Source organism: Pseudomonas sp. PDM28, from assembly GCF_019219115.1.
Taxonomy (GTDB): Bacteria; Pseudomonadota; Gammaproteobacteria; order Pseudomonadales; family Pseudomonadaceae; genus Aquipseudomonas; species Aquipseudomonas laurylsulfatiphila.
In genome coordinates, this window is the sequence record NZ_JAHUWG010000005.1 from 201,008 (window position 1) to 219,348 (window position 18,341).

At 59.8% G+C, this 18,341-nt stretch carries 18 protein-coding genes; 4 read left to right on the forward strand and 14 right to left on the reverse strand.

Annotated features, from left to right (window positions below):
* Positions 1–296: 296 nt before the first annotated feature.
* Together KW841_RS12895 and KW841_RS12900 are read left to right on the forward strand one after the other, a co-directional pair.
* Positions 297–578 (forward strand): DUF6124 family protein, encoded by a 282-nt coding sequence (locus tag KW841_RS12895; RefSeq protein WP_102699397.1) that lies wholly within the window; start codon positions 297–299, stop codon positions 576–578.
* A gap of 144 nt (positions 579–722) precedes the next feature.
* Positions 723–2,069, forward strand: coding sequence for a Fic family protein (locus KW841_RS12900; RefSeq protein WP_218476533.1), 1,347 nt, complete (start codon positions 723–725; stop codon positions 2,067–2,069).
* 299 nt (positions 2,070–2,368) lie between these two features.
* On the opposite strand, the gene KW841_RS12905 is transcribed toward KW841_RS12900, so the two are convergent.
* From KW841_RS12905 to plsB, 6 genes are all read right to left on the reverse strand, one after another.
* Positions 2,369–2,908 carry a hypothetical protein gene (locus tag KW841_RS12905; protein ID WP_256357810.1) on the reverse strand — a complete coding sequence of 180 codons (540 nt, stop codon included), beginning with the start codon at positions 2,906–2,908 and terminating at the stop codon, positions 2,369–2,371.
* 237 nt (positions 2,909–3,145) lie between these two features.
* The gene (locus KW841_RS12910; protein WP_007978428.1) at positions 3,146–3,835 is read right to left on the reverse strand and encodes a DUF4197 domain-containing protein; all 690 of its coding nucleotides are present in this window, start codon (positions 3,833–3,835) and stop codon (positions 3,146–3,148) included.
* A gap of 29 nt (positions 3,836–3,864) precedes the next feature.
* Entirely contained in the window at positions 3,865–4,263 is a 399-nt protein-coding gene (locus tag KW841_RS12915) for a YbaY family lipoprotein (protein ID WP_218476536.1), read from the reverse strand.
* Positions 4,264–4,362: 99 nt separating this feature from the next.
* On the reverse strand, positions 4,363–4,701 hold the full coding sequence (locus KW841_RS12920) for a YbaY family lipoprotein (protein WP_007978424.1): 339 nt from the start codon (positions 4,699–4,701) through the stop codon (positions 4,363–4,365).
* 245 nt (positions 4,702–4,946) lie between these two features.
* Positions 4,947–5,324: a YbaY family lipoprotein gene (locus tag KW841_RS12925; protein WP_218476548.1), complete on the reverse strand. Its 378-nt coding sequence runs from the start codon at positions 5,322–5,324 to the stop codon at positions 4,947–4,949.
* Between the two features lie 159 nt (positions 5,325–5,483).
* Complete coding sequence (gene plsB, locus KW841_RS12930; RefSeq protein ID WP_218476561.1) at positions 5,484–7,976, reverse strand: glycerol-3-phosphate 1-O-acyltransferase PlsB; 2,493 nt, start codon at positions 7,974–7,976, stop codon at positions 5,484–5,486.
* A 236-nt stretch (positions 7,977–8,212) separates the two neighbouring features.
* Here plsB and KW841_RS12935 point away from each other — a divergent pair, with 236 nt between their 5' ends.
* Positions 8,213–8,422: a cold shock domain-containing protein gene (locus KW841_RS12935; RefSeq protein ID WP_007954750.1), complete on the forward strand. Its 210-nt coding sequence runs from the start codon at positions 8,213–8,215 to the stop codon at positions 8,420–8,422.
* Between the two features lie 125 nt (positions 8,423–8,547).
* On the opposite strand, the gene KW841_RS12940 is transcribed toward KW841_RS12935, so the two are convergent.
* The 4 genes from KW841_RS12940 to KW841_RS12955 form a co-directional block, all read right to left on the reverse strand.
* Complete coding sequence (locus tag KW841_RS12940; RefSeq protein WP_007978418.1) at positions 8,548–8,925, reverse strand: hypothetical protein; 378 nt, start codon at positions 8,923–8,925, stop codon at positions 8,548–8,550.
* Positions 8,926–9,009: 84 nt separating this feature from the next.
* Positions 9,010–9,819, reverse strand: coding sequence for a putative RNA methyltransferase (locus tag KW841_RS12945; protein ID WP_217837362.1), 810 nt, complete (start codon positions 9,817–9,819; stop codon positions 9,010–9,012).
* Entirely contained in the window at positions 9,819–10,970 is a 1,152-nt protein-coding gene (gene dapE, locus KW841_RS12950; protein ID WP_218476563.1) for a succinyl-diaminopimelate desuccinylase, read from the reverse strand. The genes KW841_RS12945 and dapE overlap by 1 nt, the downstream gene beginning before the upstream one ends.
* Positions 10,971–11,209: 239 nt before the next feature.
* Positions 11,210–13,801, reverse strand: a complete 2,592-nt coding sequence (locus KW841_RS12955; protein ID WP_218476565.1) for a glycosyltransferase — start codon at positions 13,799–13,801, stop codon at positions 11,210–11,212.
* A 209-nt stretch (positions 13,802–14,010) separates the two neighbouring features.
* On the opposite strand from KW841_RS12955, the gene tcdA reads away from it, so the two are divergent.
* Complete coding sequence (tcdA, locus tag KW841_RS12960; protein WP_218476567.1) at positions 14,011–14,829, forward strand: tRNA cyclic N6-threonylcarbamoyladenosine(37) synthase TcdA; 819 nt, start codon at positions 14,011–14,013, stop codon at positions 14,827–14,829.
* 110 nt (positions 14,830–14,939) lie between these two features.
* Here tcdA and KW841_RS12965 read toward each other — a convergent pair whose 3' ends face one another.
* From KW841_RS12965 to KW841_RS12980, 4 genes are all read right to left on the reverse strand, one after another.
* Positions 14,940–15,344 carry a SufE family protein gene (locus tag KW841_RS12965; protein ID WP_218476570.1) on the reverse strand — a complete coding sequence of 135 codons (405 nt, stop codon included), beginning with the start codon at positions 15,342–15,344 and terminating at the stop codon, positions 14,940–14,942.
* The gene (locus KW841_RS12970) at positions 15,341–16,546 is read right to left on the reverse strand and encodes an aminotransferase class V-fold PLP-dependent enzyme (RefSeq protein WP_218476572.1); all 1,206 of its coding nucleotides are present in this window, start codon (positions 16,544–16,546) and stop codon (positions 15,341–15,343) included. Before KW841_RS12970 ends, KW841_RS12965 begins: the two co-directional genes overlap by 4 nt.
* 139 nt (positions 16,547–16,685) lie before the next feature.
* Positions 16,686–17,720 (reverse strand): 2,3,4,5-tetrahydropyridine-2,6-dicarboxylate N-succinyltransferase, encoded by a 1,035-nt coding sequence (dapD, locus tag KW841_RS12975; protein WP_116582987.1) that lies wholly within the window; start codon positions 17,718–17,720, stop codon positions 16,686–16,688.
* Positions 17,721–17,752: 32 nt separating this feature from the next.
* Positions 17,753–18,115, reverse strand: coding sequence for an ArsC family reductase (locus KW841_RS12980; protein ID WP_007978403.1), 363 nt, complete (start codon positions 18,113–18,115; stop codon positions 17,753–17,755).
* Between the last annotated feature and the right edge of the window lie 226 nt (positions 18,116–18,341).

Here is an 18,341-nt window from a genome sequence, read left to right on the forward strand (position 1 = left end):
CTTTCAGATGTACTCGGTCAAATTGTGGGAGTGGGCTTGCCCGCGAAGGCGTCCTGCCAGCCAACCAATTTCTTTCAGGTGTCCCCGGCCCAACTGTGGGAGCGAGCTTGCTCGCGATGGCTGCCCAACAGTCAACAACGTTTACCGCCAAAGCCAACCATTCAGACCATTCCCACAAGACTTTCAGCTTGCCCGTCAGAAGCACGATCTCTAGCCTTTGTCCGTCGCTGCCAATTCAGCGACCGGGACTGCAAGCCCGCGAATAGTCGTTAGGCGCCTACTTTGGGAGCTTCGCAATGATCAAAGACAGTCCTGATTACTCTGCCTCTGAATCCGAGAAACAAACGAGAATTTCAAACCGCCCCTGCCCAATTTTCACCATCCACCCAGGCGTCGACTCCGAAACCTTGCTGGTCCATGCCTACGAAACCCTCGCCTCAGCCAATGTAATGGCAACCGAACTGTCGTCCATCCTGAACGGCCCAACCTGCAATCTGGTACTCGGCATTCAGCAGATGATTGTCCTCGCGCAACTATCAGTGAATCGCGTCCTCGATCAGTTGGATCAGCAGCAATAGCAATAGGAAGAAGCCCGCTGAACCCGTACCCATCAGCGGGCCCTCATTGTTCCTACATTTATCTCGGACTCGTCTGATATTGAGGCTCATGAGGCCAGGTGTTGTACTCAAACCCCGGTTTTGTGAATGTTTGAGACAGTGCGTATGAAGAACCCACCCAAGTTGCGGGGACGGACCGACCCGGTGTTTGATCGGCTAGGGCAGTCGCCTCACAAGGAACGTCTCGCGGATTACTTGGCTCTGCTCAAGCCCCTGGACGATCAGGGGCGTTATCTGCCATTCGATGCGTTGCGCTATCGCTGGGCGCCGGGTCTGGATTCCAGTTTGTGCTGGGCCTTGGTCAAGAAAGCCCGGACGGCGCAGTATTCGAGTCTTTTGCCATTGGGTGATCCGGTGCGGTGGCTGCAATTCGTGCTGACGCCGCTGGCGCAAAAGGCTATTTCCGCGGTAGACCGGCAAACCACTACGGCCGTGCTGGAGTACATGACCAGCCAGATCGGCGAGCGTGCGCACTTCAGTTATCTGCTCAATGACCTGATTGAAGATGAAGCCATCAGTAGCAGCCAGCTCGAAGGCGCGGCAACCACGACACGTGTGGCCAAGGACATGCTCAAGCGTCACCGCCTGCCGCGCACGCCGGACGAGCGAATGGTCATCGGTAATTTCAAGATGATGAACTTCGCCTGGGAGCAGCGCTACGAGCCTCTGAGCGTTGAGTTGATCGCGGCGATGCACCGCGTTGGCGTCGAGGGCATCGATGATCTGCAGTATTCGCCGGGGGTGTTCAGAAGCCGTGATGATGTCGTGGTGCAGGATGGCGAGGGCAACACCGTTCATACACCACCGCCCGCAGCAGGCATTGGGTCGCGTTTGCAGGCGCTGGCGCAATGGATCAACCATTCCCATAACAACCTCCATCAAGCGGATTACCTTCATCCTTTGATCAAAGGCATCGCTCTGCATTTTGCCCTGGGTTATGAGCATCCTTTTCGTGACGGCAACGGTCGGGTCGCGCGGGCGCTGTTTTACTGGTTCATGTTCAAGAATGACTTCTCGGCGTTTCGCTACATCGCGATCAGCGTCTTGTTACGCAATGCACCGGTGAAGTACGGGCGCTCATACCTGGATACCGAGGCGGATGATCTGGATCTGACGTATTTCATCGATTTCCAGTGTTCGGTGGTGCTGCGTGCCGTGGCCAGTTTTACCGAGGCGTATCGGAAAAGTCTGGTTGATGCCGAGTGCTTTGATCGATGGTTGCGGGAAAGTGGTTTTCTCGAGCAACTCACGGAGAATCAGCGGGCCGTGTTTCAAGTGGCCAAGAGCGGAATGGCCAAGGAATTTACTGCGGTCAATGTGAAGGAAAATCTGGGGTGCTCTTACAACACGGCATCAGCCACATTGAATGGGCTGGTCGAGTTGAAGTTATTTGAGAAACGGAAGATGGGACAGGAGTGGGTGTTTTTTCTACGACCTGCCTCCGTGACCTGAACCAATGTGGGAGCGAGCAGGCCCACTCCCGACGTTGGCATTCTTCGCGTCCACTACGCCCGTGGTTGCCGCTGAGGATGCCCTTGGCGCAGGATCAGTGTTTTTATGAGCAACGCCATATCGAAGGCGCCAGTAGAGTACTGACGCCGGTGACATGAAATAAGTGGATCTTGCGTCAAGTGTCGATCCGCAGGCTTTTAGGTAGAGGCACCGAAACCTGGAAGAGGAACAACATCATTTGGTTTCAGTATCAGATTGTTTGGATGAAGTCCCAGCGACAGTCGACGCTGGCCATAGGTCTAAAATGAACCGACCAGCGTGTAACGTCGGCCCGGTTTGATCATGGAGGGGTCATATTTCAGATAGAAATTGGGTTCCGCGGTCAAGCCGACCCCTTCACACACAAGGGTCTCGTCGTTCTCATCGCTAACGGGTTCAATCAGATTTACATACAGTTTCGAGTCCGCAGGGTAACCAATCCTCGGCATCCAGGTCTTTTCCACGGCGATGTAGCCCAAGGGGCTCAAGTAAATGTCTGCATCGTGATCCCCACCTGCCCAATGGAACTCTCGCTCTATATCCAGCAAGAGCGCGGTGTTCTGATGGGAGATTTTTACGTTGATGACAAAGCGACTTCCGACGTCATACCGGTTTGAAGGGACATGGACAGCGAAATTGATGGGGCGTGCCGAGGGAAGTGTGTTGCTGCCCCATATCCCGTGAAGGGTCGGCATAGTTCTGTCGGTAACGTTTTGTACTCTGATATTGATGTCGCAGCCTTCCGGTACTTCGTAGTCCGGAGGAAAGTGCAAAAGTGCGTTGATTGTATGTTGCGTCATAATGATTTCCTTATCCGTTGGTTCGTCGAAATGACGAGCGCTGAGCGTACCCCCAACGCAATCAAGCCTTGCGTAGGAAAAGCTCTCTGTGAGAAGGCGAATCGCATATGGGATTGATCGGAAACGTCCCTGTTTCCGGGAAAGGTGACGGTCAGTTGCGTTCGACAAGATCCGCCGCATCTTCACTACAATGCAGCCCACCAGTTCAGGCTCGCTACCACAGCGGTTTCTTGGGACCTAGAGCGTGCCGAATACCTTCTTCGCCAAACTGGTCGCCGCCGCCGCGGGGTTCTGGCGGATGGTTTCTTCCTGTTTGCCGATCATTTCGAACAAGCCATTCAACGCCTGTTCGGTAACGTAGTTTTCGACGTTGGCATTCTTCGCGTCCACTACGCCCATGGTCGCCGCTTGCCCGGCGAACGAGTTGTACTGCTGGGCCAGGCCCACCTTGTCGGTGGCTTGCTTGACGATCGGCAGGAACTTGGCGCGGATCTGTTCGCGGCTGGTCTTGTTCAGGTATTGGGTGGCCGAGTCGTTGCCGCCGCTGAGGATGCCCTTGGCGTCTTCCACGGTCATTTTCTTCACGGCGTCGACGAGGATTGGCTGGGCCTGGGTCACGGCGGTTTCGGCCGCCTTGTTCATGCTGGCTTCCAGTTCATCGACCTGGTCACCCATGCCGAACTGTTTCATTTTGCTGGCGACCTTGCCCAGCTTGCCCGGCAGTTCGATTTTTACTTCCGGGTTGTTGCTGAAGCCGCCCGGGGTGCCGAGTTGTTTCACGGCCAGTTGCGCGCCTTGGGTGAGTGCGTCCTTGAGCCCGCCGGTGGCGTCTTTCTGCGACAGGTCGCTGAGGGACAGCGCCAGGGCGTTGGCACAGATCATCAAACCTGCGCACAGGCCGGCAAAACGAAGGGTAGGGCGGAGCATGGCAGCTTCCTTGTTCAGAAAAGAGAGAGTTAGCGAACGGCGTCAACGCGGATTTTCAGCGGTTGCGGGTCCTTGCCATCAAGACGCACGGCATGGTTTTCGGTGCTGATGAACATCAGTTTTCCGTCGACTTCGATGCGCGCGCTGACCGAGTAGCGATGGCCGGGTTTGACCTGCGCCGGATCGTAGCTCAGATGAAACGGCAGTGGCACCTGGCCTTTGACCGGGCCGTTCTGTTCGTCGAGGACAATGGCCGGTGCGTCGGCCAGGGACACGTCCTGCAAGCTCACGCTCAGGGTAGCGGTGGGCGGCAGGGCGCTGCGTTGCAGGTAAAAGACTTCGCCGTCGAGGCTGGCTTTCGGGGCCGGTTGCAGGGATTGGCAGGCGCCGAGCAAAACCGTAAGCCCGAGGAGAGAGAGTTTTTTCATGAAGCGGATCCTTGTCATTGGCGCCCGAAGAAGACCGGCGCCAACGACAATTTAACGGATTTTACCGAGGATATCGCCTAACTTGCCTGGGGAGTGTTCTCAGACGAGCTGGACCAGCACTTCCTGTTCCTTCACATGATCGACACCCAGTTCCACCGGGTGAGTTTGCGTGGAGATGAAGTGCAGATGGTCTTCGTGGTTGATGCGCGCGCTGAGTGCATAGCGATGGCCGGGCAGGACATCAGCAAGCTTGTACGTCAGGTTGAAGTTCAGCCCGGCTTTTTCTGCATTGGTAGTGATCTGTACGGCCAGCTCTTTTGCTGCGACATCTTGCAGACTGACATCCTCCAGACGGACATAAAGAGTCGAGTTACGCCGCAGTACAGTATTTTCCAGGAAATACACTTTACCGCTGATGCTGAGGAGTTCGTTGCTCATATTGATTTCCTTATCGATTGATCGTCGGTAGTGACGAGGGCCCAGCATAGGGTCGAGGCAGCGTTTGTTATGTAGGGGAACTCTTGCGAGCAGGGGCGAAAAGCAAGTGGCATGGGTCAGAAGCGTCCTTGCTTCAGCCATAAAACCCACGCGCAGTCATGGGAGTGATTCACAGGGGCATTACCAATTCCGCAGCATCATTCCAGCGAATTTTGCTGGCAATATCGACCGGCAACTTCCAAGGGTCATGGACGATCAGGATTGCGGACGCTGCCATTTCCGTTGCCTGCACGGACCAGCACTTCCTGAGGAGGCAGACTAGTGCCATCCAGTATCACCGAGTGACGTTTGGCGGTTACGAAAATCAGTTTGTCGTCATTTTTGATTTGGGCGCTGATCGCATACTGGCGGCCAGGCACGGCGTCAGATGCACGATACGACAGGGTAAACTTCAACCCGGCCATATCTGCATCAGGGGTGACTTGCTGGTCGAGTAATTTGCCGGGCACACCGGAGACGGTGACATCCAGCAGGCTCACATAAAGTGTCGAATTCGGCAGCAGCGCAATTCGTTCAAGGTAATACACGTTGCCGCTGATATTGATGACGGTGTCGTTGCTCATTTTGATTTCCTTATCCAATGATTCGTCGATAGTGACGAGCTGGCAGCGTATCGCTTGGGCGCCGAATCCCGCGTAGGGGAAGTCCTGCGATCGGTAGCGAATGTATAGCGGGATGGGTGAGAAGCTTCCTTGCTTCTGTAAGGCCTTTACATCGCTGTATCAGATTGGCGTTACCAACTCCGCCGCATCTTCACTGCGATGCAACGCCACTTGCCGGATAGACAGGCGGATCTCCGCCGGCAACACCCGTTTGGCCGCGCCTTCGGCCAGTTCGCCGAGCAGTTCGTGATAACTGAGCTTGCCCGCTTCGTCGCGCTTGAGCACTTCGAGGTCGAGCAGGGTCTGGATGAAGTGGCGGAACAGGCTCTTGTCGAAGAACTCAGGGGCATTCAGGCCATGCAGGATCGACAGGCGCTGGGCCATGACCGTGCACAGGTCTTCCAGTTCTTCGGCGCTGATGCTGTTCTGGCCACTGTTGAGCAGCAGGGACACGGTCATGTAGAAGCGCTGCAGGGTCTGGGCGATGCTTTTCGACAGCAGCGTCAGCAACACGAAATGCCGTGAGCTTGGCGCCGGGCGCAGGTACACATCCTTCTCGAAACGCAGCAGGCCTTGTTCGACGAACGCCTCCAGCCATTGATCGATCACCCCGTCCAGTTCGTCCAGCGACCAGCGAATGAACAGCTCCGCTTGCAGGTACGGGTACAGCGCGCGGGTGTAGCGCAGGATCTGTTCGCGACTCATGCGCGAGGCACTCTGGAAGAAGCTCGCCAGCAGTGCCGGCAGGGCGAAGATGTGCAACACGTTGTTGCGGTAGTAGGTCATCAGGACGGCGTTCTGCTCATCCAGATACAGAATCTTGCCCAGGGCATCGCTCTGCTCGGACAGCAGGTCCATGTCCTTCACGTGCTCGATCAACGCCCGGCCGTCACCGTCCGGCAGGGTGGTGTGCGGCGAGTACGGCACCTTGCGCAGCAGCGCCAGATACAGGTCGAGCACCCGTGCCATGGCGCGGTCGTCCAGGGCCAGGCGGCTGGTGGACAGCAGTGCGAGGGCAACGAGGTTGACCGGGTTGATTGCTGCGGCTTCGTTCAGATGTCGGGCGACCTTCTCGCCGAGGCGGTTGGTGGTTTCGTTGAGCCAGGCCGGTCTGAACTGCGGGCCGAGTTCCTGTTGGCGCCAGTCTGGCTGTTCGCTGTCGAGGAATTGCGCCAGTTTGATCGGTTCGCCGAAGTTCACCGCGACCTGGCCGAAGCGCTGCTTGAGTGCGCCGATGACTTTGAAGATGTCGAAGATCGATTCTTTCTTCTTGGCCGCACCACGTAACTCGCCAAGATAGGTCCGACCTTCCAGTACGCGCTCGTAGCCGATGTATACCGGCACGAAGACGATGGGCATGCGCGATGAGCGCAGGAAGCTGCGCAGGGTGATCGCCAGCATCCCGGTTTTCGGTTGCAGCATGCGCCCGGTGCGCGAACGGCCGCCCTCGACGAAATACTCCACCGGGAAGCCCTTGGTGAACAGGGTATGCAGGTATTCGTTGAACACCGAGGTGTACAGCGGGTTGCCCTTGAACGTTCGGCGCATGAAGAACGCGCCGCCACGACGCAGCAGGCCGCCGATCACCGGCATGTTCAGGTTGATCCCGGCGGCGATGTGCGGCGGGGTCAGGCCGTTGCGGAACAGCAGGTAGGACAGCAGCAGATAATCGATATGGCTGCGGTGGCAGGGGACGTAGATCACTTCGTGACCCTGGGCGATCTTCTGCACGCCTTCGATGTGGTTGACCTTGATGCCGTCGTAGATCTTGTTCCAGAACCAGCTCAGCACCACTTCCATAAAACGGATGGCCGTGTAGGTGTAGTCCGAGGCGATTTCGTTGCCATAGCGCAGGGCCTGGGCCTTGGCTTTTTCCGGTGAAATGTTCTCGCGTTCGGCTTCGTCGAGGATCGCTTGTCTGACCTGCGGCTGGTTCAGCAGGCCCTTGACCAGGTTGCGACGGTGGGAAATGTCCGGGCCGATCACCGCCGCCTTCAGGTTGCGAAAATGCACCCGCAGGATGCGCTGGGCCATGCGCACGGTGCGCTCGTGCCCCTTGTTGTGCTCGATCAGTTCGCGCAGGTGGATCGGCGCGGAGAACTGCACGCGGGTCTTGCGCCCCAATACGATGATGCTCAGCAAGCGCCGCAGACGCCCGGTCACCGCCCAGCTATCGGCGAACAGGAGTTTCCACGGGCTGTTTTCGCTGTCCGGCGACTGACCCCAGAACACGCTGACCGGAATGATCTGCGCGTCTTCGGCGGCGTTCTGGCTCAGGGCGCTGACCAGGCGGGTCAAGGTTGGCGGCGCGCCGCGCTTGTCCTGACGGCCGAGCCAGTCCGGGTCCGGCGTCAGGTAGAAGAACGCGGCCGGTTCCAGCAGGTTGCCCACCGATACCGGTAGCACGGGGCGCGGCAGACCGGCCTTGCTGCACTCGGTGTCAACCACGGCAAGGTCGGTCAACGAAGGGTTTTGCAGGACGTAGAACACCGGACGACTGCGGTCGAGGTTGAGGGTGAACGACGACTGGTTGATCGTCTCCGAGCGAACCCAGAGGTACAGCAGTCGGCGCAGGGTGCCAAACACAAGACGGCGGAACGGGGAGCGGGTCATACGGCTTCTGCATGAGTGAATGAAACCAAGCGTTTGCTCGGGCGCTGCGTAGTGTGCCGGATTCGTCGAAAATCGGCAAAAAAGCGGCGAAGTAAAGTGCTATTGAGAGTTTCAGCGTCTGTCATATACTCGGCGCTCTGTCGCCGTTGCCCTCATGGGACCGGTATGCGCAGGCTGACGTTCCCGAGGCTTTCCTGCGAAAAGCCCGATCAATAATAAAAAGGGAGTATGAACAAATGGCAACACGCGAAACCGGCAACGTGAAGTGGTTCAACGACGCCAAGGGCTACGGCTTTATTCAGCGCGAGGACGGGGTGGACGTGTTCGTGCACTACCGCGCGATTCGTGGCGAGGGGCACCGTTCACTGACCGAAGGCCAGCAGGTTGAGTATGCGGTGGTCGAAGGGCAGAAGGGGTTGCAGGCTGAGGATGTTGTAGGTCTGTAATCACGCAAAACCATTGTGGGAGCGGGCTTGCTCGCGAATGCGGTGTGCCAGTCGCAGTTGATGCCGGCTGATCCACCGCATTCGCGAGCAAGCCCGCTCCCACATTTGATCGGTGTTGTTGGCTATTAAGCTGTTTTCCAGGTGATCTCTTCTTCACCGTCGGCGCTGATGCGAATCCAGCGGTCCGCCGTCTCTTCACCTTCTTCCTCGACCCAGGTTCCCGGCGCGCAACGCACTTCGACGTTCAGCGCGGCAAATGCAGCGCGGGCGCAGGCGATGTCGTCGTCCCATGGGGTCTGGTCGCTTTCCAGGTACAGGCTGTTCCACTTGCCGACCGCTTTTGGCAGCCAGGTCACCGGCACGTTGCCGGCCTTGCACTTGTAGGTCTGGCCCTTCTGGACCCAATCCGAACATGGGCCAAGTGCCGCGCCGAGCCAGGCGGCAATGGCTTTGTGATCGACGTCGGCGTCTTTCAGGTAAATCTCGATATCGGGTTGGCGCATGGATGTCCTCACTGCGGGTCTGAAAAATCCATTCGCGGATTTAGCCGGTCTTGAGCCATTGCCCAAGACCAAAAATGTTTGAAGTTATTGAAGAACGAAATAATCGTAGCGCATCGACACGGTGACCTCGAACGGCTCGGCCTGCTCGATAACGGCAGCACGGCGTTCGGCACTGGCGCGCCAGCCGTGGGGCGTCATGGCCAGCAGGTTCGCCCGGTCCTGACCACTGTGGAGCGTCAGCTTGAATTCCAGGGTTTCGCTGTGCGCCAGCGCCATGCCTTCCGGTACCAGGTCCAGGTGCTTGTCGTCGATGTACTCGCGGACCTCATCGTACAGCCGCTCGCGCAATTCCATCAGGTGGCCGCTGGTCGGCCCGACTTTCATCAGGCCGCCGCCGACGCTGAGCAGGCGTTTGGCTTCTTCCCAGTCCAGCGGGCTGAAGACGCTGGCGAGGAACTGGCAACTGCCGGAAGCCAACGGCACCCGCGCCATGCTGGCGATCAACCAGGTGAGCTGCGGGTTGCGTTTGCAGGCGCGTTTGACCGCTTCGCGGGAGATGTCCAGGGCATAACCTTCGGCATCCGGCAGCGCCTCGGCGATCTGCGCGGTGTAGTAGCCCTCGCCACAGCCGATGTCCAGCCAGCGTTGCGGCGCATAGCTGGCGGCCAGCTCCGCCAGACGCCTGGCCACCGGCGCATAGTGCCCGGCATTCAGGAAGTCACGGCGGGCTTCGACCATCGCCTGGTTATCCCCAGGGTCGCGGCTGTTCTTGTGCTGCACCGGCAGCAGGTTCAGGTAACCCTGGCGCGCACGGTCGAAACGATGCCCGGCGGGGCAGACCACACCGTTGTCCACCGCATTGAGCGGTGCGCTGCAGATAGGGCAGGCAAGCATCAGGCGAGCAACTTGATCAGGGTCTGGTAGTAGATTTCAGTCAGCACATCGAGGTCGGCTGCCAGCACGCGTTCGTTGACCTGGTGGATGGTCGCGTTGACCGGACCCAGCTCAACCACTTGCGTGCCCATGGTCGCGATGAAGCGCCCGTCGGAGGTGCCGCCGCTGGTGGACGCCTTGGTGTCGCGGCCGGTGACGTCCTTGATGCTCGACGACACCGCGTCCAGCAGCGCGCCCGGCTCGGTGAGGAACGGCAGGCCGGACAAGGCCCAGTCGACGTGCCAGTCCAGGCCATGTTTGTCGAGGATGTCGGCGACGCGCTTTTGCAGGCCCTCGACCGTGGACTCGGTGGAAAAACGGAAGTTGAACACCGCCACCAGGTCACCCGGGATCACGTTGGTCGCACCGGTGCCGGAGTTGACGTTGGAGATCTGGAAGCTGGTCGGCGGGAAGAAATCGTTGCCGTGGTCCCAATGCTCGGCGGCCAGTTCTGCCAGGGCCGGTGCGGCGAGGTGGATCGGATTCTTGGCCAAGTGCGGGTAAGCCACGTGACCTTGCACGCCGCGCACGGTCAACTTGGCGCCGAGGGAGCCGCGACGGCCATTCTTGACCACGTCACCCACCAGGGTGGTGCTCGACGGTTCGCCGACGATGCACCAGTCCAGACGCTCCTTGCGCGCGGCGAGGCGTTCGACCACTGCCTTGGTGCCGTGGTGCGCCGGGCCTTCTTCATCGCTGGTGATCAGGAACGCGACTTTGCCCTTGTGATTCGGGTAGTCGGTGACAAAACGCTCGGACGCGACGGTCATGGCGGCGAGACTGCCTTTCATGTCGGCGGCGCCACGGCCGCAGAGCATGCCGTGTTCGTCGATCAGCGCGTTGAACGGCTCGATCTGCCAGGCCGTTACCGGGCCGGTCGGGACCACGTCGGTGTGGCCGGCGAAGCACAGCACCGGACCGTCGTCCTGGCCGTGGGTGGCCCAGAAGTTATCCACATCCTCGATGCGCATCGGTTCCAGGGTGAAACCGGCATCGCCCAGGCGCTGCATCATCTGCTTCTGGCAATCGGCGTCGACCGGCGTCACGGACGGACGGCGGATCAGGTCGATGGCGAGTTGAAGGGTCGGCGAAAGGTCGGCGTGGGCCGTCATGGAAAACTCCGGAATCATGAGATATGGGCTTGGGCTTCAATGTGGGAGCGGGCTTGCTCGCGAAAGCGGTGTGTCAGTCAATATATGCCTCAACTGTTACAACACATTCGCGAGCAAGCCCGCTCCCACAGGAATTGGGGGCGATTGGTAAACCGCGACATGCCCAAGCCCCGCAAAATGGCGGTTATCTTAAAGCAAAACGGCGACCATTGGCCGCCGTTTAGTGTTTCCGCGGATATTTAGACGACAGGTGCCGTTTCAGGCTCGGCGGCCGGTTTCGGCAGCGACGACAGGAACGCCATGATCAGCGCCGCCAGATACGGCAGCGACTGCACCAGCAGCATGGTGACCCAGAAGCGCATGTCGTTGCTCGGCATGCCGTTGACCAGATAAATCCCCAGCGCCGCGCTCCACAACAGCAGCATGATGAACAGCTCTTCGCGTGCTTCCGAAATCGCCACCCAGAAACCATGGTTGTCGGCGTTTTTCGGTGTGCGGAAGAACGGAATGCTGCTGGTGAAGAAGCCGTACAGCACCGCTTTGGCGATGGTGTGGGACAACGCCAGACCGGCCAGCGCCGCGCAGAAGGCATCCTTCAAGTTCACCCCGACCGCACGACGGTAGAGGAAGATGATCTTGGCCACCTTGAACACGAACAGCGCCAACGGCGGGATGGCGAAGATCAGCAGCGGTGGATCGACCCGTTGCGGCACGATGATCATTGCCGCCGACCACAACAGTGCACCGACGGTGAAGAAGATGTTCATGCCGTCCGCCACCCACGGCAACCAGCCCGCGAGGAAGTGATAACGCTGGCCGCGGGTCAGCTCGGTGTCCTTGCCGCGCAGCAGGCTGGCGGTGTGGCGCTTGATGATCTGAATCGCTCCGTAGGCCCAGCGGAAACGCTGTTTCTTGAAGTCGATGAAGGTATCGGGCATCAGGCCTTTGCCGTAGCTGGTGTGGTAGTACGCCGCCGACAGGCCTTTCTCGAATACGCGCAGGCCCAGCTCGGCGTCTTCACAGATACACCAGTCGGCCCAGCCCAGTTCTTCGAGCACCGAGCGGCGGGTCATGGTCATGGTGCCGTGCTGGATGATCGCGTCGCGGTCGTTGCGGGTGACCATTCCGATATGGAAGAAGCCTTTGTATTCCGCGTAGCAGAGCTTCTTGAAGGTGCTTTCGTTCTGGTCGCGGTAGTCCTGCGGCGACTGCACCACGGCGATTTTCGGGTCGGCGAAGTGCGGCACCATGTGCTTGAGCCAGTTGCGGTCGACGCAGTAGTCCGAGTCGATCACGGCAATCACTTCGGCGTCCTTGGCGGTGTGCGGAATCAGGTAGTTCAGCGCGCCACCCTTGAAGCCGGCCAGCGGTGCCACGTGGAAGAACTTGAAGCGCGGGCCGAGGGTTTCACAATAGTCGCGCACAGGTTCCCAGACCGCCGGGTCCTTGGTGTTGTTGTCGATGATCAGGACTTCGAAATCCGGATAGTCGAGGTTGGCCAGGGCGTTGAGGGTCTGTTTGACCATCTCCGGCGGTTCGTTGTAGCAGGGCACGTGAATCGACACTTTCGGGCGGTAGCCGGAATCGCCTTCCACCGGCAGGAATTCACGCCGGCGCTTGTGCACCCACACCGCTTCGGCCAGTTCATGGGCTTCGGTCAGCAGCACGATGAACACCCCAAGCGCACCGAGGGCAAGCAGGAAACCCACTGTCAGGCTGAACCAGGTGCTGTATTGCAGGCTGTAGTCGTAGCCGATCCACACCAGCACCGAACCACAGAGGAACGCGATGAAGGTCAGGAAGGTGCGACCACGCTGGCGCAGGGCCGAGCCGTCGATCATCAGCAGTGTCAGCGACAACAGCGCCAATACCACCGAACCAACGGCAAGTACGCGCCACTGTGGAATCGCCACCACCGGGCCTTCGAAGTTGAACTTTTGCTGGCGCGCGGCGTTGAACACGCCCCAATAGGCCCCTACGGAACCTTCGTCGCTGGCTTTCCACGGCTGGTCAAACGCTTCGATCACGAAGTAGTTGAAGCCCTGGCGATTGAGCTTGTTGACCAGGGTTCGCAGGTAGATCGCCTGGTCTGCCGGTGACGCATCGGCGCCACCGCGCATGCGGCCGTTGCTCGGCCAGCCCACTTCGGACAGCAGCAGCGGCTTTTTCGGGAACATCTTTTTCAGGTCGCGAGCGCGATCCAGAACGAACTGCTGGGCCTTGTCCACTGGAATGAATTCCCAGTAAGGCAGGACGTGCGCGGCGATCAGGTCGACGTGCTTGGCCAGTTCCGGGTGTTCCTCCCAGACGTGCCATTGCTCGGACGTGGTCACCGGCACCTTCACGGCAGCACGGACTCGGTCGAGCATCACGCTCAGCTCAGCGGCGGTGATTTCCTTGCGGAAGATCGCTTCGTTGCCGACCACCACACGAACCACGCTGCGCGAGGAGTTGGCGATTTCGATGGCGCGGGTGATTTCCCGTTCGTTGCGTTCCTGGTCCGGGCTGATCCAGATCCCCAGTGTTACCCGCAAGCCGAACTCTTCCGCCAGTTTCGGGATGTCTTGCAGGGTGCCATCGACCGAGTAGATGCGGATGTTGTCCGTCAGCTTGCTCATGATCTCCAGGTCGCGACGCATTTGATCGTCGGTCGGGTACTGGTCTTTCTGCGGGAACTGGCCCTGCTGGAATGGCGAGTACGAGAAGCCGGAGATCTGTTCAGGCCAGTTGGGGGCGGTGACCGGACGGTTGATCAGCGCCCAGAAGCCGGTAAACAAGGCCGCGATGGCGAGCACCACGACCAGGTTGAGTCCAAATTTACGCGATGACATAGCTATTTCGGGTTCCAAAGACTGTGGAACGGAGGAACGGTCGGCCGTCGCCAAGGGGCGCGCATCCTATACCGGGCATTCTCTGGTCCTACGGCGGACAGGGAATTGCCGGACGTTGGGCAATCTGATTTCGTTAAAGTTCTTTCTATTTTTCCTGTAACTGATTTTGTCTTCATATCGCCATATAATGCCCGCCGGTTTTTGGGGTAATGGTCATGAGTACTGAAGATCCGCGTTTTGCCGGCATTGCCCGTTTGTATGGCATCGAAGGCCTTGAGCGCCTGCGCGCAGCCCATGTGGCGATTGTCGGCGTCGGTGGTGTCGGTTCCTGGGCGGCGGAAGCCATGGCCCGTTGTGGCGTGGGCGAGATATCGCTGTTCGATCTGGACGACGTCTGCGTCAGCAACGCCAACCGTCAGTTGCACGCGCTGGACAGTACCGTCGGCAAACCCAAGGTCGAGGTGATGGCCGAGCGTCTGCGCGGGATCAATCCGGACTGCACGGTGCACGCGGTGCCGGACTTCGTCACCCGCGACACCATGGCCGAGTACATCACGCCGAACATCGACTGCGTGATCGACTGCATCGACAGCGTCAACGCCAAGGCTGCGCTGATCGCCTGGTGCAAGCGTCGCAAGATCCAGATCATCACCACCGGCGGCGCGGGAGGGCAGATCGACCCGACCTTGATTCAGGTCTGCGATCTGAACCGCACGTTCAACGACCCGCTGGCGTCGAAAGTGCGCTCAACGCTGCGCCGCGACTACGGTTTCTCACGCACCGTGACCCGCCATTACAGCGTGCCGTGCGTGTTTTCCACCGAGCAGCTGCGTTATCCGAAACCGGACGGCAGCATTTGCCTGCAGAAGAGTTTTGTCGGTGATGGCGTGAAGCTCGACTGCGCCGGCGGGTTTGGCGCGGTGATGATGGTGACGGCGACCTTCGGCATGGTCGCGGCGACCAAGGCTGTGGACAAGATCGTGGCGGGAGTGCGGCGGCCGGCGGAGCGCATCAAACCCCAAGCCTAAGCTCGACCTGTAGGAGCTGCCGCAGGCTGCGATCTTTTGACTTTGCCCTTTTAAAAACAAGATCAAAAGATCGCAGCCTGCGGCAGCTCCTACAGGGCGTTTGGGGGCGATCAGGCGGCCAGCTCACGCATCCGCTGTAGCACCGCATTCAAGCCATTGCTTCGGGATTCGGACAATTGCCGCCCCAATCCCAGCTGATTGAACCAGTCCGGCAAATCCACCTGCTGCAATTCAGCCGCCGACAAGCCGTTGACCCGCGCCAGCAGCAACGCCACCAACCCGCGAATCAACCGTGCATCGCTGTTGGCGCTGAACTGCCAATGGCCGTCGCGCAATTCGCCCACCAGCCACACCTGGCTTTCACAGCCGTGCACCCGGTTGGCGTCGCACATTTGCGCGTCGCTCAAGGCATGCAGGCGCTCGCCCCATTGCATCAGCAGGCGTGCCCGTTGTTCCCAGCCGGCGGCTTTGCCAAAGGTATCGAGTGCGGTCACGGCATCGGCAGGCAGGTTCATCGCAGCAGCTCCAGCGCCTGATCCAGGGCTTCAAAAAACCGTTGCAGGTCTTCGGAGTCGTTGTACAGCGCCAACGACACCCGAATCGCCCCCGCCAGTTCAAAGTGTTTGAGCAACGGCATGGCGCAGTGATGGCCAGCGCGCACTGCAATCCCTTGCTCAGTCAGCAAATGCGCCAGGTCGGCGTTATGTACACCCTCGACGGTAAAACTGGCCAGTGCCACTTGCGGCTTGCCCAGCAAGCGGATGCCGTGACGTGCCTCAAGACCCTTGAGCAGACAGGCATGCAGCGCCGTTTCATGGGCGGACACGGCGTCCTGATCAAGCCCGGCGAGGTAATCGAGGGTTGCTCCCAGGCCGATCACACTGGCAATCGGCGGCGTCCCGGCCTCGAAGCCCAGGGGGGCCGGGCGAAAGCGTGCGTCGTGATAATTGGCATCCAGCACCATTTCACCGCCGAACTGCCAGGGACGCAGCTGTTGCAGCGCTGCATTGCGCCCGAACAGCACGCCCAGGCCATCGGGGCCGTAGAGCTTGTGGCTGGAGAACACATAAAAATCGCAGCCCAATGCTTGTACGTCGTGGCGGCCATGGACCACGCCCTGGGCGCCATCAATCACGGTCAGGGCGTTGTGCACCTTGGCCAGTGCCAGCAATTGAGGCAGCGGTTGCCACGCGCCAATCACGTTGGACAGTTGACTGACGGCCAGCAGACGCGTGCGTGGACCGATCAAACCGGCGGCGGCTTCAAGGTCGATCACGCCGTCGGCGCCCAGCGGCAGGATCACCAGCTTCAGCTCGCGACGGTGCGCCAGTTGCTGCCACGGCAAAAGGTTGGCGTGATGCTCCAGGGCGCTGATGACGATTTCGTCGCCCGGATTGAAAAGAGGTTCCAGGCCATAGGCCAGGAGATTCAGCGCGGACGTCGCGCCGTGGGTAAAGATGATCTGCCCGCAATCGCCGGCATTGAGCCATTGCGCGACTTTGCGACGGCTGTCCTCGAACGCCTGGGTGGCGTGGGCGCCGGGCAAGTGTTGCGCCCGATGCACGTTGGCCGCGCCATTGGCGTAGTAGTGCGCCAGGGCGTCCAGCAGGGCTTGAGGTTTTTGCGTGGTGGCGGCGTTGTCCAGATAGGTCTGGCCTTGGCGCTGCAGGGCGGCGATGGCCGGAAAATCGGCGCGCCAGGGAGAGAGAATCATCATGGTGTTCGCCTGTACGCCTGACCCCTGTAGGAGCGAGCCTGCTCGCGATGGACCTCAACGATAACGCGGGGTACCAGACATCCCGTGTCGTTCATTTGATCATCGCGAGCAGGCTCGCTCCTACAGGTACAGGTGACGCTTAGTTGTGGGCGTGCAGCGCTTCGTTCAACTCGATGGCCGATTTGTGGGTTTTGCATTCCACGGCACCGGTTTCCGAATTGCGACGGAACAGCAGGTCCGGCTGGCCGGCCAGTTCACGGGCCTTGACCACTTTGACCAGCTGGTTGTTTTCGTCCAGCAGCGCGACTTTGGTACCGGCGGTCACGTACAGGCCCGACTCGACGGTGTTGCGGTCGCCCAACGGGATACCGATACCGGCGTTGGCGCCGATCAGGCAGCCTTCGCCAACCTTGATCACGATGTTGCCGCCGCCCGACAGGGTGCCCATGGTCGAGCAGCCGCCGCCCAGGTCCGAACCCTTGCCGACGAATACGCCGGCGGATACACGGCCTTCGATCATGCCCGGGCCTTCGGTGCCGGCGTTGAAGTTGATGAAACCTTCGTGCATCACGGTGGTGCCTTCGCCCACGTAAGCGCCCAGGCGCAGGCGCGCAGCGTCAGCGATACGCACGCCGGCCGGAACCACGTAGTCGGTCATTTTCGGGAACTTGTCCACCGAGAACACTTCCAGCAGCTCGCCGCGCAGGCGGGCTTCGAGTTGCAACTCGGCCAGCTCGCTCAGGTCGACAGCGCCCTGGCTGGTCCAGGCCACGTTCGGCAGCAGCGGGAAGATCCCGGCCAGGTTCAGGCCGTGAGGCTTGACCAGGCGATGGCTCAGCAGGTGCAGCTTGAGGTACGCCTCCGGGGTGGACGACAGCTGGGCATCTTCAGCCAGCAGGGTGGCGACCAGCGGCTTGTGGCTCTCGGCCAGGCGGGTCAGCAGGGCAGCCTGGGCGGCGTCGACGCCTTTGAGGGCCTCGGCCAGTTGCGAGGCCTGGGCGGTGCTGAATGCGATGGCCTGATTGCCTTCGGTGTAGCCCAGGATCGGTGCGATAGCGGCGACGACTTCAGCCGATGGCTTGAGAACCGGGGCGGCGTAGAACACTTCCAGCCATGCGCCTTGACGGTTTTGAGTGCCGACGCCGAAGGCCAGGCTGAACAGGGTAGCGGACATGTGAATACCTCTAACAAAATTGAACGGGCTGCTTACTTGAGCGCGGCCGCGTAGATATCTGGCTTGAAGCCAATCAGGGTTCGGTCACCGAGATCGAGCACCGGGCGCTTGATCATCGAAGGTTGTGCGAGCATCAGTTCGATGGCTTTCGTCTGGTCGAGATCGGCTTTGCGTTCGTCGTCGAGCTTGCGAAAGGTCGTGCCTGCACGGTTCAACACCACTTCCCAGCCGTGCTCGCTGCACCATTGGGTCAGGTGTTCACGGTCGATACCGACCGCTTTGTAATCATGAAAGTCATAGCTGACAGCGTGTTCATCGAGCCAGGTGCGCGCCTTTTTCATGGTGTCGCAGGCTTTGATGCCGAAAAGGTGCAACGTTTTGCTTGAAACGGTCAAGGAATTGCCCCCTTTGCAGGTGCTGGAAATAAAAGGTGGAGGATTATGCCATGGCCGGACGGTTTCGCGGCGGCTGTGGTCGGGTTTGTATGGGTGTCATGCCATAAATCCCTTGTAGGAGCGAGCTTGCTCGCGATGAACCCGAGAGCGCCGCGGGGTATCAGGCAGCCCGCGTCATCGTTGACGACCATCGCGATCAATCGAGCGTCGACCGGCTGCTCCTACA

Excerpts from the sequence above, each read along its gene's own strand:
- KW841_RS12895 (WP_102699397.1), top strand. The coding sequence starts at position 297 with ATGATCAAAGACAGTCCTGATTACTCTGCCTCTGAATCCGAGAAACAA.
- KW841_RS12900 (WP_218476533.1), top strand. The coding sequence starts at position 723 with ATGAAGAACCCACCCAAGTTGCGGGGACGGACCGACCCGGTGTTTGAT.
- KW841_RS12905 (WP_256357810.1), bottom strand. The coding sequence starts at position 2,908 with ATGACGCAACATACAATCAACGCACTTTTGCACTTTCCTCCGGACTAC.
- KW841_RS12910 (WP_007978428.1), bottom strand. The coding sequence starts at position 3,835 with ATGCTCCGCCCTACCCTTCGTTTTGCCGGCCTGTGCGCAGGTTTGATG.
- KW841_RS12915 (WP_218476536.1), bottom strand. The coding sequence starts at position 4,263 with ATGAAAAAACTCTCTCTCCTCGGGCTTACGGTTTTGCTCGGCGCCTGC.
- KW841_RS12920 (WP_007978424.1), bottom strand. The coding sequence starts at position 4,701 with ATGAGCAACGAACTCCTCAGCATCAGCGGTAAAGTGTATTTCCTGGAA.
- KW841_RS12925 (WP_218476548.1), bottom strand. The coding sequence starts at position 5,324 with ATGAGCAACGACACCGTCATCAATATCAGCGGCAACGTGTATTACCTT.
- plsB (WP_218476561.1), bottom strand. The coding sequence starts at position 7,976 with ATGACCCGCTCCCCGTTCCGCCGTCTTGTGTTTGGCACCCTGCGCCGA.
- KW841_RS12935 (WP_007954750.1), top strand. The coding sequence starts at position 8,213 with ATGGCAACACGCGAAACCGGCAACGTGAAGTGGTTCAACGACGCCAAG.
- KW841_RS12940 (WP_007978418.1), bottom strand. The coding sequence starts at position 8,925 with ATGCGCCAACCCGATATCGAGATTTACCTGAAAGACGCCGACGTCGAT.
- KW841_RS12945 (WP_217837362.1), bottom strand. The coding sequence starts at position 9,819 with ATGCTTGCCTGCCCTATCTGCAGCGCACCGCTCAATGCGGTGGACAAC.
- dapE (WP_218476563.1), bottom strand. The coding sequence starts at position 10,970 with ATGACGGCCCACGCCGACCTTTCGCCGACCCTTCAACTCGCCATCGAC.
- KW841_RS12955 (WP_218476565.1), bottom strand. The coding sequence starts at position 13,801 with ATGTCATCGCGTAAATTTGGACTCAACCTGGTCGTGGTGCTCGCCATC.
- tcdA (WP_218476567.1), top strand. The coding sequence starts at position 14,011 with ATGGTCATGAGTACTGAAGATCCGCGTTTTGCCGGCATTGCCCGTTTG.
- KW841_RS12965 (WP_218476570.1), bottom strand. The coding sequence starts at position 15,344 with ATGAACCTGCCTGCCGATGCCGTGACCGCACTCGATACCTTTGGCAAA.
- KW841_RS12970 (WP_218476572.1), bottom strand. The coding sequence starts at position 16,546 with ATGATGATTCTCTCTCCCTGGCGCGCCGATTTTCCGGCCATCGCCGCC.
- dapD (WP_116582987.1), bottom strand. The coding sequence starts at position 17,720 with ATGTCCGCTACCCTGTTCAGCCTGGCCTTCGGCGTCGGCACTCAAAAC.